Here is a 15,964-nt window from a genome sequence, read left to right as displayed (position 1 = left end):
GAACCAAATGATCGAGTCACTCAAATACATACCGCAGCCAAAGGCCACGAACGAAGAGCTGGCCGGTCATTTCACCGACCTGGCGCCGCCGCTGAATGCGCGCCAGGCGGCGATTGAAAGCTCGCGCTGCCTGTACTGCTACGACGCGCCGTGCACGCGCATCTGCCCCACCGGCATCGACGTGGCGAGCTTCATCCGAAATATCCATGAGAAGAACGTGGACGGCGCCGCCGTCACCATCCTGCAGCAGAACATCCTCGGCGGCAGCTGCTCGCGCGTCTGCCCGACCGAGATCCTGTGCGAGGACGCCTGCGTGCGCAACCACGATGCGGAAGGGCAGCCGGTGAAGATCGGCCTGCTGCAGCGCTTCGCCCTGGATAACGCCACGCTCGACTCGCATCCATTCAAGCGTGCCGCCAGCACCGGCAAGAAGATCGCCGTGGTCGGCGCCGGCCCGGCCGGCCTGTCCTGCGCGCACCGCCTGGCCATGCTGGGCAACGACGTCGTGATCTATGAAGCGCAGGAGAAATCCGGCGGCCTGAATGAGTATGGCATCGCGAAATACAAACTGACCGACAATTTCGCGCAAAAGGAAGTGGACTTCCTGTTGGGAATTGGCGGTATCGAAGTGCGCCACGGCCAGAAGCTGGGCGACAACCTGAGCCTGAAGGACCTGCACGCGCAATACGATGCCGTGTTCCTGGGCCTGGGACTGGGCGCCAGCCGCGCCCTGGGCCTGACCGGCGAAGACGCGCCAGGCCTGATGGCGGCAGTCGACTATATCGCCGAACTGCGCCAGGCTGATGACCTGAGCAAGCTGCCGGTACCGCGCCGCGCCATCGTGATCGGCGCCGGCAATACCGCCATCGACATGGCGGTGCAGATCCAGCGCCTGGGAGCGGAGGAGGTCACCATGGTGTACCGCCGTGGCTTCGATGCCATGAGCGCTACCCACCACGAGCAGGACATCGCCAAGGCCAACCAGGTGCGCATGCAGACCTGGGCCATGCCGCAGCAAGTGCTGCTGGATGAAGCGGGCCGCGTGCGCGGCATGCGCTTCGAGCGCACCGTGCTGGAGGGCTCGCACCTGAAAGGCACCGGCATCACTTTCGAGTTGCAGGCTGACGCTATCTTCCGCGCCATCGGCCAGGCGATGGACACTGCCGCGCTGACCGACCCGCTGGCCTCGATGCTGAAGCGCGACGGCGACAAGATCCATGTGGACGACAGCTTCCGCACCGTCCTGCCGGGAATTTATGCGGGCGGGGACTGCGTGGCGCCGGGCCAGGACCTGACCGTGCAAGCCGTGGAGCATGGCAAGCGCGCCGCCATGGCGATCCATTCCGACATCCAATCGAAGAAGGAGGCTGCATAATGGCCGACCTGAGCATCAATTTCTGCGGCATCAAGGCGCCGAACCCTTTCTGGCTCGCCTCCGCACCGCCGACCGATAAAGCCTATAACGTGATCCGAGCCTTCGAAGCAGGATGGGGCGGCGTGGTCTGGAAAACCCTGGGCGAAGACCCGCCACCGGTCAACGTGTCTTCGCGCTACTCCGCTACCTACGGCAAGAACCGCGAAGTCATTGGCTTCAATAACATCGAGCTGATTACCGACCGCTCGCTGGAACTGAACCTTCAGGAAATCACGGAAGTGAAGAAGGCGTGGCCGGACCGCGCCATTGTGGTCTCGCTGATGCTGCCTTGCGAGGAGGCGGCATGGGCCGCCATCCTGCCGAAGGTGGAAGCCACCGGCGCTGACGGCATCGAGCTGAATTTCGGCTGCCCGCACGGCATGCCGGAGCGTGGCATGGGTTCTGCTGTCGGCCAGGTGCCGGAGTACGTGGAGCAGGTCACCGCCTGGTGCAAGAAGCACACCAAGCTGCCGGTGATCGTGAAGCTGACGCCGAACATCACCGACATCCGCCGCCCGGCGCGCGCGGCCAAGGCTGGCGGCGCCGATGCGGTATCGCTGATCAACACCATCAACTCGATCACCTCGCTCGACCTGGACAACATGGTCGCTTATCCAAAGGTGGGCGGCGCCAGCACCCACGGCGGCTACTGCGGCCCGGCGGTCAAGCCGGTGGCGCTGAATATGGTGGCTGAGATCGCGCGCGATCCGGAAACGCAAGGGCTGCCGATTTCCGGCATCGGCGGCATCAGCAACTGGAAGGATGCGGCGGAGTTCATCGCCCTCGGCGCGGGCTGCGTGCAGGTCTGCACCGCCGCCATGCTGCACGGCTTCCGCATCGTGCAGGAGATGAAGGATGGCCTGGAGCGCTGGATGGACTCCAAGGGCTACCAGACCCTGGACGATTTCGTCGGCAAGGCAGTCGCCAACACCACCGACTGGAAGTACCTGGATATGAACTACAAGTCCATCGCCCACATCAACCAGGACGACTGCATCAAGTGCGGCCGCTGCTATGTGGCTTGCGAGGATACGTCGCACCAGTCGATCTTCCAGCTGGTGGATGAGGCGACCGGAACCCGCACCTACAAGGTCAACGACGACGAATGCGTCGGCTGCAACCTGTGCGAAATTACCTGTCCAGTGCAAGGTTGTATTACGATGGTCGCAGTCCCAACGGGCAAACCTTACATGAACTGGACCCAAGACCCGCGCAACCCGCGTGCCGAAATCAAGGAGACTGCATGAGCGACAACTCCCAGCTGTGGAACGAAGACCTGGCCCCGACCAATGAATCGCAGCGCACCTGGCGCTGGTATCACTTCGCTGCACTCTGGGTTGGGATGGTCATGTGCATCCCCGCCTACACGCTGGCTGCCAGCCTGATTGAAGGCGGCATGTCGGCGGGGCAGGCGGTGCTGACCGTCTTCCTGGCCAATACGATTGTGCTGCTGCCGATGCTGCTGATCGGCCATGCGGGCACCAAGTACGGCATTCCTTATGCGGTGCTGGCGCGCGCTTCGTTCGGCACACGCGGGGCGCGGTTGCCGGCGCTGATGCGGGCGATTGTGGCCTGCGGCTGGTACGGCATCCAGACCTGGTTCGGCGGACAGATGATCTATACGCTGCTGGGCGTGATGATGGGCGGCGAGATCGGCGGCGACAAGATCGCGGGCCTGGGCATCAATGGCGCCCAGCTATTGTGCTTCCTGGCGTTCTGGGCCATCCAGTTCTGGTACATCGTGCACGGCATGGATGCGATCCGAAAACTGGAGACCTATACCGCGCCGCTGAAGATCATCATTTGCTTCGTGTTGCTGGGCTGGGTGTACCAGAAGGCCGGCGGCTTCGGCACGTTGCTGGAGCAGCCGTCGCAGTTCGTTGAAGGCGGCAAGAAGGCGGGCCAGTTCTGGCCGACGTTCTGGCCATCGCTGACGGCGATGATCGGCTTCTGGGCGACCCTGGCGCTGAATATTCCCGATTTCACCCGCTTCGCCAAGACGCAGCGCGACCAGGTGCTGGGCCAGTCGATTGGCTTGCCGGTGCCTATGGGCTTGCTGGCGGCGCTGGCGGTGATCGTGACTTCCGCCACGGTGGTCCTGTACGGAAAGGCGATCTGGGACCCGGTCGACCTGGCCAGCCGCATGACCGGCATCGCCGTGCTGGTGGCGCTGATCATCCTGCTGATCGACACGATCTCGGTCAACCTGGCCGCCAACCTGGTCGGCCCGGCCTATGACTTCTCGGCGCTGGCGCCCAAGCACATTTCCTACCGCACCGGCGGCTACATCACGGCCGGCATCGCGCTGGCCATGATGCCCTGGAAGCTGCTGGAAACCACGCAAGGTTATATCTTCACCTGGCTGATTGGCTACTCGGCGCTGCTTGGTCCGATTGCGGGCGTGCTGATCGTCGACTACTACCTGATCCGCAAGACGGAGCTGCATGTCGGCGCCTTGTACGACGAGAAGGGCGAGTACAGCTACACCAACGGCTGGAATTCGGCGGCCCTGGTGGCCTTCGCGCTGGGTGTTGCGCCGAATGTACCGGGCTTCCTCAACGCGGCATTCCCCGCATCGTTCGGCGATGTCGGCGAAGGATTCAAGTTGATTTACACCTACGCGTGGTTCGTCGGCATCGCCATTGCGGCGGTGGTGTACGGCATCATGATGAAGGGCAGGGCGGCCAAGGCCGTGGAGTCCGCAATTCCGGAGAAAGCATAAATGGCGACCTTGATTCGTGGCGGGACTGTAGTGAATGCGGACCGTGCTTTCCGCGCGGATGTGCTGTGTGAAGGCGACAAGATTGTCGCGGTGGGGCCGGGCCTGGCCGCACCAGCTGGCGCCGAGATCATCGACGCCGGCGGCCAGTATGTGATGCCGGGCGGGATCGATCCGCATACCCATATGAACCTGCCGTTCATGGGCACCGTCACTCAGGACGACTTCTTTACCGGTACCGCTGCCGGCCTGGCCGGCGGCAATACCACCATCATCGACTTTGTCATCCCCAACCCGCAGCAGCCGCTGCTCGAGGCCTACCACCAGTGGCGCGGCTGGGCAGAGAAGGCGGCGGGCGATTACAGCTTCCACGTCGCGATCACCTGGTGGTCGGACCAGGTGCACGAGGATATGGGCACGCTGGTGCGCAAGCATGGCGTGAACAGCTTCAAGCACTTCATGGCGTACAAGAACGCCATCATGGCCGACGATGAAACGCTGGTGAAAAGCTTCCGCCGCGCGCTGGAGCTGGGCGCCATACCGACCGTCCATGCCGAGAACGGCGAATTGGTCTACCAGCTGCAGCAGGATTTGCTGCGCCAGGGGATCACCGGCCCGCGCGCGCACCCGCTGTCGCGCCCTCCCGCAGTGGAGGCGGAAGCAGCCAACCGCGCCATCGCCATTGCCAATGTACTGAAGACGCCTTTGTACATCGTGCACGTGTCCTGCAAGGAATCGCTGGACGCCATCACCCGCGCCCGCGCTGCCGGTCAGCGTGTATACGGCGAAGCGCTGGCGGGCCACCTTATTGTGGACGACAGCGTGTACGACCATCCCGACTTCGACTTTGCCGCCGGCCACGTGATGAGCCCACCGTTCCGCAGCCGCGAGCACCAGAAGGCGCTGTGGCAAGGCCTGCAGGGTGGCAACCTGCACACCACCGCCACCGACCATTGCACCTTCTGCGCTGAGCAAAAGGCGGCCGGCCGCAACGACTTCACCAAGATCCCGAACGGCTGCGGTGGGGTGGAAGACCGCATGGCCGTGATCTGGGACGAAGGCGTCAACAACGGCAAGCTGACGCCATCCGAATTCGTACGCGTGACTTCGGCCAACGCGGCGCAGATCTTCAATATCTACCCGCGCAAAGGCCTGATTGCCGCCGGGTCGGATGCCGACATCGTGGTGTGGGACCCGGAAGGCACCCGCACCATCTCCGCCAAGACGCAGTTCGCCAAAGGCGGATTCAACGTGTTTGAAGGACGCACGGTCAAAGGAATTCCAAGCACTACGGTAGCGGCGGGGAAGGTGGTCTTCCATCGCGGCGACCTGCGTGCGGTCGAAGGCGCCGGGCGCCATATCGACCGCCCCGCATTTGTGCCGGTGACGGCGCGCTAGGAGAAGAATATGAGCGAACTAAAAATCAACAGCGACCGCCTGTGGGACTCGCTGATGGAGCTGGCCAAAATCGGCGCCACGCCCAAAGGCGGCGTCAAACGCCTGACCTTGACGGACCTCGACAAGCAAGGCCGCGACCTGGTTACCGGCTGGGCGCGTGACGCCGGCCTGTCGATCACCATCGACCAGATCGGCAACGTCTTCATGCGCCGCGACGGCGAAGACAACACCCTGCCGCCAATCATGACCGGCAGCCATATCGACACCCAGCCCACCGGCGGCAAGTTCGACGGCAACTACGGTGTGCTGGCCGGCCTGGAAGTCGTGCGCACCCTGAACGACCGCGGCATCAAAACCCGCGCACCGATCGAAGTCGCCTTCTGGACCAACGAAGAAGGCTCCCGTTTCGTCCCGGTGATGATGGGCTCCGGTGTCTTCTGCGGCGCCTTCACCCTGGAACACGCCTACGCCGCCAAAGACACCGAAGGCAAGACCGTTGGCGAAGAGTTGGAGCGCATCGGCTACAAAGGCGACCAGGTCCCCGGCCAGCACCCCATCGGCGCCTACTTCGAAACCCACATCGAGCAAGGCCCCGTGCTGGAAGATGCCGACAAGGTGATCGGCGTGGTGCCCGCCGTGATGGGCCTGTCCTGGTACGACTGCACCGTGACCGGCATGGAAGCCCACGCCGGCCCCACGCCGATGCACCTGCGCAAGGACGCGATGCAGGTTGCCGCCCAGATCATCCCCGAGGTGGTCGCGATCGCCAACCGCTACCCTCCATACGGACGCGGCACGGTCGGCATGATGCAGGTCTTTCCCAACAGCCGCAACGTGATTCCCGGCCAGGTCAAATTCAGCATCGACCTGCGCAATGTGAACGACGAGCTGCTGAACAAGATGCACGAAGAGATCCTGGCTTTTGTCGACAAGACCTCCGCCGATACCGGCCTGCCGATCAAGATCGAGCGTGTGTCGTATTACCCGCCATGCCCGTTCCACCCCGACTGCGTCGGCGCGGTGCGCAAGGCCACCGAGAAGCTGGGCTACTCCACGATGGATGTCGTCTCCGGCGCCGGCCACGACGCCATCTACGCCGCCCGCGTCGCCCCCGCTGGCATGATCTTCGTCCCCTGCAAGGACGGCATCAGCCACAACGAAATCGAAGACGCCAAGAAGGAGCACCTCGAAGCTGGCTGCAACGTGCTGCTGCACGCCATGCTGGACCGCGCCGGTGTTGTTTGATCTACCGCGATAGGGCGGCGGTATCTACCTTGATACGTACCGCCATCGCCCTATAGTGGAAGTATGAGCGATATTGCAAAACTCTTCTTTACTGGCCGCAGCCAGGCGGTGCGCTTGCCCAAGGATTACAGGTTCGAAGGCACGGAGGTGTTCATCAGCCGTGATCCGGTAACAGGTGACGTCATTCTTTCCAAGAAACCAAAGGGTATCGAACGGGGTATATCCGAAGCTCCCCGTGATCCGTTCAGCAGCGAGAAATGAAGCCGCATGGACATGCTGATAGCTGCCCACGCTTATGCAATCGGAGGCATCCTTGTCATACGTGACAAATCATTCATGGTGCTAAGCGCCGATCTGGATGTGCAAGACTGGGCGGATTAATCCGATTAGCGGCCGAAGGCAATGCGGGTGCTGGCGACGGTGGCTTCGTGGGCCAGGTCTTCCAGTTCCTTGTGCTGCGGGCGGGTTTCGGAGATGAACAGCATGGTGCCCAGCATTTGCGCGACGATCAGCGCACCACGTACCTCGCACTGCTGCATCGTCAAGGCCGGATCGATTTCGTGAATCAGGTTGCGCAGCGTGCGGCGGGCGCGGGTCATCATGGTGTCGAACAGCTTGGTGGCGACGGGGTGGCGGTTGGCCAGCGCGGCGATCTCGAAGAACAATCCACTCGCCACCTGGTCGCGCAAATCGGCCAGGAAGAAATCGATGATCGATTCAAACAGCTCGACACGCGGCCCGGCGCCGGCAGCGGCGACACGCTCGTCGATGCCCGCCTGGTAGCGCGCAAAAGTCTGCTCCAGCAGCGCTTCGATCAGCGCATCGCGGCTCGGATAGTAATGTTGAACAGTCGATAAGCTCACGCCTACCTGCTGCGCCACGCTGCGCATGGCCAGCGCGGCATAGCCGTCGCGCGCCAGCAACAGCCGCGCCGCCTCCAGGATGGCGCTGGCGCGCTCATACCCCTTGGTGGTGGTATTGGAATCTTTTGCCTGCAGGGGCGTGTCTGTCTTTTTTCGCATACGGGGTGGATTATCCCGTCGATTGACAAATAGGTCAACTGACCGATACTATTTCGGTCAGTTGACCTATAACTTGATCCGGAGACCCTGCAACATGATCCCCCGCACCTTATTCACCGAAGAACACGAAATGCTGCGCGAGTCCGCGCGCCGTTTCATGGAGACCGAAGTCGCCCCGCACCACGAGCGCTGGGAAGAACAGGGCTACGTCGACCGTGAAATCTGGGAAAAGGCCGGCGCCGCCGGTTTCCTGTGCCCGAGCATGCCGGAGCAATACGGCGGCTGCGGCGGCGACAAGCTGTACTCCATGATCCTGATGGAAGAGCAGGCCCGCATCGGCGCCACCGGCCTTGGTTTCGGACTGCATTCGGAAATCGTCGCGCCCTATATCCTGCATTACGGCAGCGAGTACCTGAAGTCGACCTACCTGCCCAAGCTGGCAACCGGTGAAATGATCGGCGCCATCGCCATGACCGAGCCGGGCACCGGCTCCGACTTGCAAGGCGTGACCACCAGCGCAGTGCGTGACGGCGACCACTACATCATCAACGGCTCCAAGACCTTCATCACCAACGGCTGGCACGCCGACTGCGTGATCGTGGTCGCGAAGACCGACCCGGGCGCGGGCTCCAAGGGCATCAGCCTGTTCGTGGTCGACACGTCGATGGCTGGCTTCAGCAAAGGCAAGCGCCTGAAGAAGGCCGGCATGAAGGCGCAGGATACCTCCGAATTGTTCTTCGAAAACGTGCGCGTACCGGCGCAGAACCTGCTGGGCGAAGAAGGCGCGGGCTTCAAATACCTGATGCAGGAACTGTCGTGGGAACGCATGCAGGTCTCGATCATGGCGGTGGAAGCGGCAGCAGCTGGCCTGGAGTGGACCGTGCAATACACGCGCGACCGCAAGGCCTTCAAGCGCCCGATCGCAGAATTCCAGACCGTGGCGCATACGCTGGCCGAAATCAAGACCGAAGTGCAGATGTGCCGCGTCTTCGTGGACCGCTGCATGGAGCTGCTGTTGGAAGACAAACTGGACGCCGCCACTGCCTCGATGGCCAAGTACTGGACCACCGAAATGCAATTCCGTACGCTCGACAAATGCGTGCAGCTGCACGGCGGCTATGGCTATATGTGGGAGTACCCGATCACCCGCGCCTGGGCCGACGCCCGCGTGCAGCGCGTGTACGCCGGTACCAATGAAATCATGAAAGAACTGATCAGCCGTTCGCTGTAAGGAGACCAGAGTGGAAGCCTATATCTTCGACGCCGTGCGCACCCCGCGCGGCAAGGGTAAGAAAGACGGTTCGCTGCACGGCGTCACGCCGCTGCGCCTGGCGGAGACCGCGCTGCGCGCGCTGGTGGACCGCAACAACTTCGACAGCGCGATCATCGATGACGTGGTGCTGGGTTGTGTGGAACCGGTCGGCGAGCAGGGCGCCTGCATCGGCCGCGTTGCTGCGCTGGCAGCGGGCTACGCCGAATCGGTGGCCGGCGTGCAGATCAACCGCTTCTGCGCTTCCGGACTGGAGGCCTGCAATATGGCGGCCGCACAGGTGATGTCCGGCCAGTCCGACATGGTGGTCGGCGGCGGGGTGGAAGCTATGTCGCGCGTGCCGATGGGCTCTTCGGGCGGCGCCTGGCCGGTCGATCCAGCGAGTGCGTTTGATTCCTACTTTGTACCGCAGGGTGTTTCGGCGGACGCCATTGCTACCATTTGGGGCTATAGCCGACGTGATGTGGACGCGTATGCCGTCGAATCGCAGCAGCGCGCCCACCGCGCTTGGCAGGAAGGCCGCTTTGGCCGTTCCGTGGTGCCGGTGCTGGACCGGAATGGCCTGACCATCCTGGCGCGCGACGAGATGGTGCGTCCGGAAACCACCGTTGAATCGCTGGGCGCCCTGAAGGCATCCTTCGCCGAGATGGGCGCCAACTTCGGCTTCGACGCCGTGATCACCCAGCGCTATCCTGAAATCGAGCAGATGAAGCACGTCCACCACGCTGGCAACAGCTCCGGCATCGTGGACGGCGCCGCTGCGGTGCTGATCGGCAGCAAGGAAGCCGGTGAGCGCGCCGGCTTGAAGCCGCGCGCACGCATCCGCTCCTTCGCCTCGATCGGCAGCGAACCGTCGATCATGCTGACCGGCCCAAGCTACGCGGCTGAAAAGGCGCTCAAGCGCGCCGGCATGAAGGCTTCCGATATCGACCTGTATGAGCTGAACGAAGCCTTCGCCTCCGTGGTGCTGCGCTTCATGGAAGTGATGAACGTCCCGCACGACAAGATGAACGTGAACGGCGGCGCCATCGCCATGGGCCATCCGCTGGGCGCCACCGGTGCCATGATCCTCGGCACCCTGCTCGACGAGCTGGAACGCCGTAACCTGAAAACCGGCCTGGCCACGCTGTGCGTTGGCGCGGGCATGGGCACCGCCACCATCATCGAGCGCATCTAAGGGAGACAGACAATGATTGATTACAGCCTGGATTCCCACGGCATCGCCACCCTGAGCTGGAATATGCCGGGTCGCAGCCAGAATGTGCTGAACGAGGAAAGCTGCGCCGTGCTGTGCGAGCTGGTGGAGCGCGTGGTTGGCGACGCCGCCGTCAAAGGCGTGCTGATGACGTCCGCCAAACCCGACTTTATCGCCGGTGGCGACCTGGATTGGCTGCTGTCCGCGAAAACGGCGGAGGCATTGTATGACCGCGTGGTGCGCCTGGACAAAGCGCTGCGCAAACTTGAAAGCTGCGGCAAACCGGTCGCCATGGCGCTGCCGGGCATGACCCTGGGCGGCGGCCTGGAAGTGGCGCTGTGCGGCCATTACCGCGTTGCGGCGGACAATCCGAAGGCGCGTTTCGGCCTGCCGGAAGTGACGCTTGGCCTGCTGCCGGGTGGTGGCGGCACCCAGCGTTTGCCGCGCCTGGTCGGCATCCAGAAATCGCTGCCGCTGCTGTTGGAAGGCAAGCGCCTGACCGCCGCCGCTGCGCGCGAGCTGGGCATCCTGAACGAAGTTGTCCCTGCCGGTACCGAGATTGCCGCCGCACGCACCTGGCTGGAGGGCGCCATCGCCGCCGGCGGTGCGCAGCAGCCATGGGACGTCAAAGGCTTCAAGATTCCGGGTGGCGCAGTCTCGTCGCCGGCCGTGCAGCAAGTCTTCATGGCGGCCAATGCCATGCTGCGCGCCAAGACCTACGGCAATTATCCGGCGCCGCGCAACATCCTTTCCTGCGTGTACGAAGGCCTGATCACCGACCTCGATACCGGCTTGATGACGGAAGCACGCCACTTCGTGCAAACCGTGCTGTCGCCGGAAGCGAAGAACATGATCCGCACGCTGTTCTTCAGCATGAACGAGGCGAACAAGCTGGCCGCGCGTCCGGCCGGCGTACCGCAGCAGAAGTACAGCAAGATCGGCGTGCTGGGCGCGGGCATGATGGGTGCGGGTATTGCCTACGTCGCCGCCAAAGCCGGCATCGAAGTGGTCCTGATCGACTCCTCGCAGGAGGCGGCGGAACGCGGCAAGCAATATTCCGCAGGCCTGCTGGCCAAACAGCAGCAACGCGGCCAAACCACCGCCGAGAAGGCTGAGGCGCTGCTGGCGCGCATCACGCCGACCACGGACTATGCGCTGCTGGCGGGTGCGGACATCGTGGTGGAAGCCGTGTTCGAAGACCGCGCCATCAAGGCCGATGTCACGCAACGCGCCGAGGCGGTGCTGGCGGCGGATGCGATCTTCGCTTCGAACACCTCCACGCTGCCGATCAGCGGTCTGGCTGAAGCCAGCTCGCGTCCGGCCAACTTCATCGGCCTGCATTTCTTCTCGCCGGTGGACCGTATGGCGATTGTGGAAATCATCGTCGGCAAGCAGACTTCGGACGCCACCCTGGCGCGTTCGATGGACCTGGTGCGTGCGCTCGGCATGACCCCGATCGTGGTCAACGATTCGCGCGGCTTCTACACCAGCCGCGTGTTCTCGACCTATGTGCTGGAGGGCCTGGCCCTGCTGGCGGAAGGCGTGGCTCCTGCGCTGATCGAGAACGCGGGCCTGCAAGCCGGCATGCCGGTCGGCCCGCTGGCGCTGACCGATGAAGTGTCGTCCGAATTGATCTGGAAGATCGACCGCCAGACCCGCGCCGACCTGGGCGATGCTTACCGCGCACGTCCCGGCCACGAAGTTGCGGCACGCATGGTGGAACTGGGCCGCATCGGCAAGAAGGCGTCCAAGGGCTTCTATGAGTATCCGGAAGGCGGCAAGAAGCATCTGTGGCCTGGATTGGCGGAGCTGTTCCCGCGTGCTGCCGTGCAGCCGGACGTGGCGGCTGTCGTCGAGCGCCTGACCGTAGTGCAGGCGGTGGAAACCGCGCGCTGCATGGATGAAGGCGTGCTGCGTTCCGCACGCGATGCCGACGTCGGTGCTATCCTCGCCTGGGGCTTCCCGCCTTTCCGCGGCGGCCCGCTGAGCATGATCGATCAAGCCGGTTCCGCAGCCTTCGTGGCGCAGTGCGAACGCCTGGCGGCCGCGCATGGCGACCGCTTCGCAGCACCTGCGCAGCTGAAGGCGATGGCGGCAAACGGCGCCACCTACTACACGGAGCGTTGATATGGGCGTGCTGTCCGGCGTCAGGATTGTAGAGATTGCGGGCATCGGCCCGGGACCGTTTTGCGGCATGCTGCTGGCGGACCTGGGCGCAGACGTGATCGTTGTTGAACGTCCCGGCCCGGCGGAAATCCCAACGGTGGGCATCCTGCGCCGTGGCAAGCGCTCGGTGGCGCTGGACTTGAAAGAGCCCGGCGCCATCGATAAGGTGCTTGAGCTGATTGAGGACGCCGACGGCTTGATCGAAGGCATGCGCCCCGGCGCCATGGAGCGTCTGGGCCTTGGGCCGGACGTCTGCCTGGCGCGCAATCCTCGCCTGGCGTACGGCCGCATGACCGGCTGGGGCCAGGACGGCCCGCTGGCGCAGGCGGCGGGGCACGACAACAACTACATCGCATTGTCCGGCGCCCTGCATTACGCGGGCGCCGGCGATGTGCCGCCGGTGGCGCCGGCCACCTTGATCGGCGACCTTGGCGGCGGTGCGCTGTACCTGGCGCTTGGCCTGGTCTCGGCCATCCTGCACGCGCGCGGCGGCGGCAAAGGGCAGGTGGTCGATGCCGCCATCGTCGACGGCTCCGCGCACATGATGAATCTCCTGCTCGACCTGTCGGCAACGGGGCTGATGCGCGAGCAGCGCGGCACTTCGATGCTGGATGGCCCGCATTGGTTCAACACCTATCGTTGCAAGGATGGCCGCGACATCACGGTCGGCGCGCTGGAACCCAAGTTCTACAAGCTGCTGCTGGAAAAACTTGGCCTGTCCGACGACCGCCGCTTCGCCGCACAGCATTCGGTAGACCAGTGGCCATTGCAGCGTTCCGCAATGGCGGAGTTGTTCGCCACACGCACGCGCGACGAGTGGTGTGCGCTGCTGGAAGGCAGCGACGCCTGCTTTGCGCCTGTGCTCACGCCATCCGAAGCAGCGCGCCACCCGCACCTGGAGGCGCGCGGTACCTACGACCGCAGCGGCGGCGTGCTACAGGCGAACCCCGCGCCACGCTTCTCCGGCACGCCTTCGGTGGCCGGCCCAATTCCTGCCGTTGGAGAGCAAAACGATAAAAAATGGAACCTATAGGTTCCATTTTGGGAAGTTTGTGTTACATTAGATGACATCGCAACCCTCTTGGAGGTGATGTCATGTCGCAGCAAGAAATGAATTCCGACGTGCTGGTACGCGTTTCGCATATGGGCCTGTGGATCGCACTGGCCACCATCCTGTATGCCGGCAGCGGCATGCTGCTCATCCTGCTCGGCGGGCCGGAGCTGGCCGAGGCGGCCCGCATTGGCCTGGTCCTGCTCCCAATCGGTACTGCCATTGCCCTCGGTGCGTTACGCATGAAAGCGGGTAAGGTGAACTGCATCAATTCGCCGCAGATGTGCGCTGTGCTCAATGACGAACTGCGCCAGCGTGCACTGGGCCTGGGCTATCGCAACGGCTTCTTCGCGTCGATGGTCGCGACGGTCGCCATCGCCACCATCCTGTCGATTGCCGGTGTTGCCAAGGCGCCGGCGGTCATGATGGTCGCCGTCGTGATGGTGGGCGTGGCTGCGATGCTCGGCAGCGTCCTGTATCACGACAGGTGAGCCGATGACGGAGCAATTGCACACCACCCTGAAGACCCATCGCGCCATGCACGACCTGACCCAGGAGGACCTGGCGCAACTGGTGGGAGTGACGCGCAAGTCGATCAACGCGATCGAAGCGGGGCGCATGGTGCCGTCCACCGTGCTCGCGCTCAAACTGGCGCGAGCCCTGGGGGTGACGGTGGAGGCGTTGTTCAGCCTTGAGGGCTGAAGCGGCGCAGGAAATCGAGCAGTACCTGCGCGGCGATATCGGCATCGTCGGCAGTCATGGTCTCGAGCGGATTGTGGCTGATGCCGCCGTTGCCGCAGCGGGTGAACAGCATCGCTACATCCGTCAGGGCGGCAATCGCCATTGCATCATGGCCGGCGCCGGATAGCAGGTCGAAGCGTGGCAGGCCGCTGCGCTGCACGGCGTCGCCCAGTTGCTGCATCAGCCAGGGTGCGCAGGGGGCGGCTTTGGCTTCCACGATCTTTTCCACTTTGAACTCGATGGCGCGGCGTGCGCAGATGGCGGCCAGGCCGTCCATTACGTCGCGCACGGCGGCTTCGCGCACCGAGTCGTCGGCAGCGCGGATATCGAGCGAGAGCTTGCAGGCGCCGGGGATCACGTTCACCGAGCCGCCTGGTACTTGCAGCTGGCCGACCGTTCCGACCAGTGCCTCGCCTTGCGCGCATCGCTGCTCGACCAGCAGCACGATTTCCGCTGCGGCGGCTGCGGCGTCCTTTCGCATATGCATTGGCGTGGTGCCGGCATGGCTGGCGACGCCTTGCAGTTCGACCAGGAAGCGCGAGCTGCCGGCAATGGCGGTGACTACGCCGAGCGGCAGGCCGTGCTCCAATAGCACCGGGCCTTGCTCGATGTGGACTTCGACGTAAGCCGCAATGTCCGCGCGGCGGCGTCCGAGGTCAGGGATGGCGGCGCAGTCGTGCCCCGCAGCCGCCAGTGCCGCGCGCATGCTGGTGCCGTCGGCGTCGACTGCGTCCAGCAGCGTCATGTCAAAGTTGCCCGTGACGGCGTTACTTCCCAGGAAAGTGCTGCGGAAGCGCACGCCTTCTTCTTCCGCGAAGCCGATCACTTCCAGATGGAAGGGCAGCTTTTCCCCTTTGTCGCGCAGATGGCGCACGATGGCGATCGGCAGCAGGATGCCGAGGCGGCCGTCGTACTTGCCGCCGTTGCGCACGGTGTCGTAGTGCGAGCCGGTGATGATCGTCCTGGCGCCGGGGTCATCGGACAGGTAGCGGCCGACCACGTTGCCGACGGCGTCGATCTCGGCCTGCATGCCGGTGTCGCGCATCCACGCCAGCAGCTGCGCGGCGGTGGCGCGGTGGGCGTCGGTCATGTAAGCGCAGGTGAGTGCGTCCGGCTCGTCGCTCCACTGTGCCAGATCTTCCGACCACTGCATGATCTGCGGACCGAACTCCAGCTTCACCGCCAGCAGGTCGTTCAGGCGGATTTCGGCGATGCGGTGGATCTGGCGCAGGCATTCCGCCATTTCGTCGGCACGCTGGTTCTTCAGGCGGCGTGCGAAGGTGGCGATGACGGTCTCCCGGGTCAAACCCAGGCCGGTCGGGCCCTTCACGGCCAGGATGAAGGGAAAGCCGAACTTGGCGTTGTAGTCCGCATTCAGCTGGTGCAGGCGGGCGAATTCCTCCGCGCTGCACAGGTTCAGGCCGGACTTGGCCTGCTCGCTGGTCGATTCCGCCGTCAACTGGCCCGCGATGGCGGCCTTGCCGGCCAGTTCAGGGTGGGCGCGGATCAGGCCAAGCTGCTCCGCCTCGCTGGCATTGGTTACGACAGCCTGCAAGGCCTGTTTCAGCGCCGCCAGCGAAGCAAACGGCCGCTGCGCTGCCGCCCGCTCCGGAATCCAGGGCGAATGCTCATAAATCCCGCGCAACCGCTCGACAAACGCAGCCAGGTCGCAGGAGTTCAGTTCTGAAAGGGTAGTTGTCATTGCAGGTATTCCAGGTAGGCCTGTCGATCATAACGCTATCA

Annotated in this window: 13 protein-coding genes and 1 pseudogene; 12 read left to right on the top strand and 2 right to left on the bottom strand. The window is 63.9% G+C overall.

Annotated features, from left to right (window positions below; genetic code table 11):
* The first annotated feature begins 7 nt into the window (after positions 1 to 7).
* The 6 genes and pseudogenes from AAHE99_RS03120 to AAHE99_RS03095 all read left to right on the top strand — a co-directional run.
* Positions 8 to 1,375 carry an NAD(P)-dependent oxidoreductase gene (locus AAHE99_RS03120; protein ID WP_342114311.1) on the top strand — a complete coding sequence of 456 codons (1,368 nt, stop codon included), beginning with the start codon at positions 8 to 10 and terminating at the stop codon, positions 1,373 to 1,375.
* Positions 1,375 to 2,661 carry an NAD-dependent dihydropyrimidine dehydrogenase subunit PreA gene (gene preA / locus AAHE99_RS03115; protein ID WP_342114309.1) on the top strand — a complete coding sequence of 429 codons (1,287 nt, stop codon included), beginning with the start codon at positions 1,375 to 1,377 and terminating at the stop codon, positions 2,659 to 2,661. The genes AAHE99_RS03120 and preA overlap by 1 nt, the downstream gene beginning before the upstream one ends.
* Positions 2,658 to 4,136 (top strand): NCS1 family nucleobase:cation symporter-1, encoded by a 1,479-nt coding sequence (locus AAHE99_RS03110; protein WP_342114307.1) that lies wholly within the window; start codon positions 2,658 to 2,660, stop codon positions 4,134 to 4,136. The genes preA and AAHE99_RS03110 overlap by 4 nt, the downstream gene beginning before the upstream one ends.
* Positions 4,137 to 5,531, top strand: coding sequence for a dihydropyrimidinase (hydA, locus tag AAHE99_RS03105; protein ID WP_342114305.1), 1,395 nt, complete (start codon positions 4,137 to 4,139; stop codon positions 5,529 to 5,531).
* Positions 5,532 to 5,540: 9 nt separating this feature from the next.
* On the top strand, positions 5,541 to 6,776 hold the full coding sequence (locus tag AAHE99_RS03100) for a Zn-dependent hydrolase (RefSeq protein ID WP_342114303.1): 1,236 nt from the start codon (positions 5,541 to 5,543) through the stop codon (positions 6,774 to 6,776).
* Between the two features lie 63 nt (positions 6,777 to 6,839).
* Positions 6,840 to 6,977, top strand: a pseudogene (locus tag AAHE99_RS03095) (antitoxin); the annotation flags it as partial.
* Between the two features lie 185 nt (positions 6,978 to 7,162).
* On the opposite strand, the gene AAHE99_RS03090 reads toward AAHE99_RS03095, so the two are convergent.
* Positions 7,163 to 7,798: a TetR/AcrR family transcriptional regulator gene (locus tag AAHE99_RS03090; protein WP_342114298.1), complete on the bottom strand. Its 636-nt coding sequence runs from the start codon at positions 7,796 to 7,798 to the stop codon at positions 7,163 to 7,165.
* 94 nt (positions 7,799 to 7,892) lie between these two features.
* On the opposite strand from AAHE99_RS03090, the gene AAHE99_RS03085 reads away from it, so the two are divergent.
* The 6 genes from AAHE99_RS03085 to AAHE99_RS03060 all read left to right on the top strand — a co-directional run bounded on the left by AAHE99_RS03085 (position 7,893) and on the right by AAHE99_RS03060 (position 14,182).
* Entirely contained in the window at positions 7,893 to 9,029 is a 1,137-nt protein-coding gene (locus tag AAHE99_RS03085; protein WP_342114295.1) for an acyl-CoA dehydrogenase family protein, read from the top strand.
* A 10-nt stretch (positions 9,030 to 9,039) separates the two neighbouring features.
* Positions 9,040 to 10,245, top strand: a complete 1,206-nt coding sequence (locus AAHE99_RS03080) for an acetyl-CoA C-acetyltransferase (protein ID WP_342114293.1) — start codon at positions 9,040 to 9,042, stop codon at positions 10,243 to 10,245.
* Between the two features lie 12 nt (positions 10,246 to 10,257).
* Positions 10,258 to 12,390 carry an FAD-dependent oxidoreductase gene (locus tag AAHE99_RS03075; protein WP_342114291.1) on the top strand — a complete coding sequence of 711 codons (2,133 nt, stop codon included), beginning with the start codon at positions 10,258 to 10,260 and terminating at the stop codon, positions 12,388 to 12,390.
* Position 12,391: 1 nt separating this feature from the next.
* A complete protein-coding gene (locus tag AAHE99_RS03070; RefSeq protein ID WP_342114289.1) occupies positions 12,392 to 13,462 on the top strand; it encodes a CaiB/BaiF CoA transferase family protein in 1,071 nt (356 codons plus the stop codon).
* Between the two features lie 62 nt (positions 13,463 to 13,524).
* Positions 13,525 to 13,971 (top strand): hypothetical protein, encoded by a 447-nt coding sequence (locus AAHE99_RS03065; RefSeq protein WP_342114287.1) that lies wholly within the window; start codon positions 13,525 to 13,527, stop codon positions 13,969 to 13,971.
* A 4-nt stretch (positions 13,972 to 13,975) separates the two neighbouring features.
* Complete coding sequence (locus AAHE99_RS03060) at positions 13,976 to 14,182, top strand: helix-turn-helix transcriptional regulator (RefSeq protein ID WP_342114285.1); 207 nt, start codon at positions 13,976 to 13,978, stop codon at positions 14,180 to 14,182.
* On the opposite strand, the gene AAHE99_RS03055 is transcribed toward AAHE99_RS03060, so the two are convergent.
* Positions 14,166 to 15,923, bottom strand: coding sequence for an allantoate amidohydrolase (locus AAHE99_RS03055; protein ID WP_342114283.1), 1,758 nt, complete (start codon positions 15,921 to 15,923; stop codon positions 14,166 to 14,168). The two genes, AAHE99_RS03060 and AAHE99_RS03055, sit on opposite strands and share 17 nt — an antisense overlap.
* Positions 15,924 to 15,964 lie beyond the last annotated feature (41 nt).

The sequence above is a fragment of the Pseudoduganella sp. OTU4001 genome (genome assembly GCF_038440195.1).
Classification (GTDB): domain Bacteria; phylum Pseudomonadota; class Gammaproteobacteria; order Burkholderiales; family Burkholderiaceae_D; genus Rugamonas.
The sequence above is the reverse complement of the archived record's forward strand: the minus strand, read 5'-3'. Positions and strand labels throughout refer to the sequence as shown.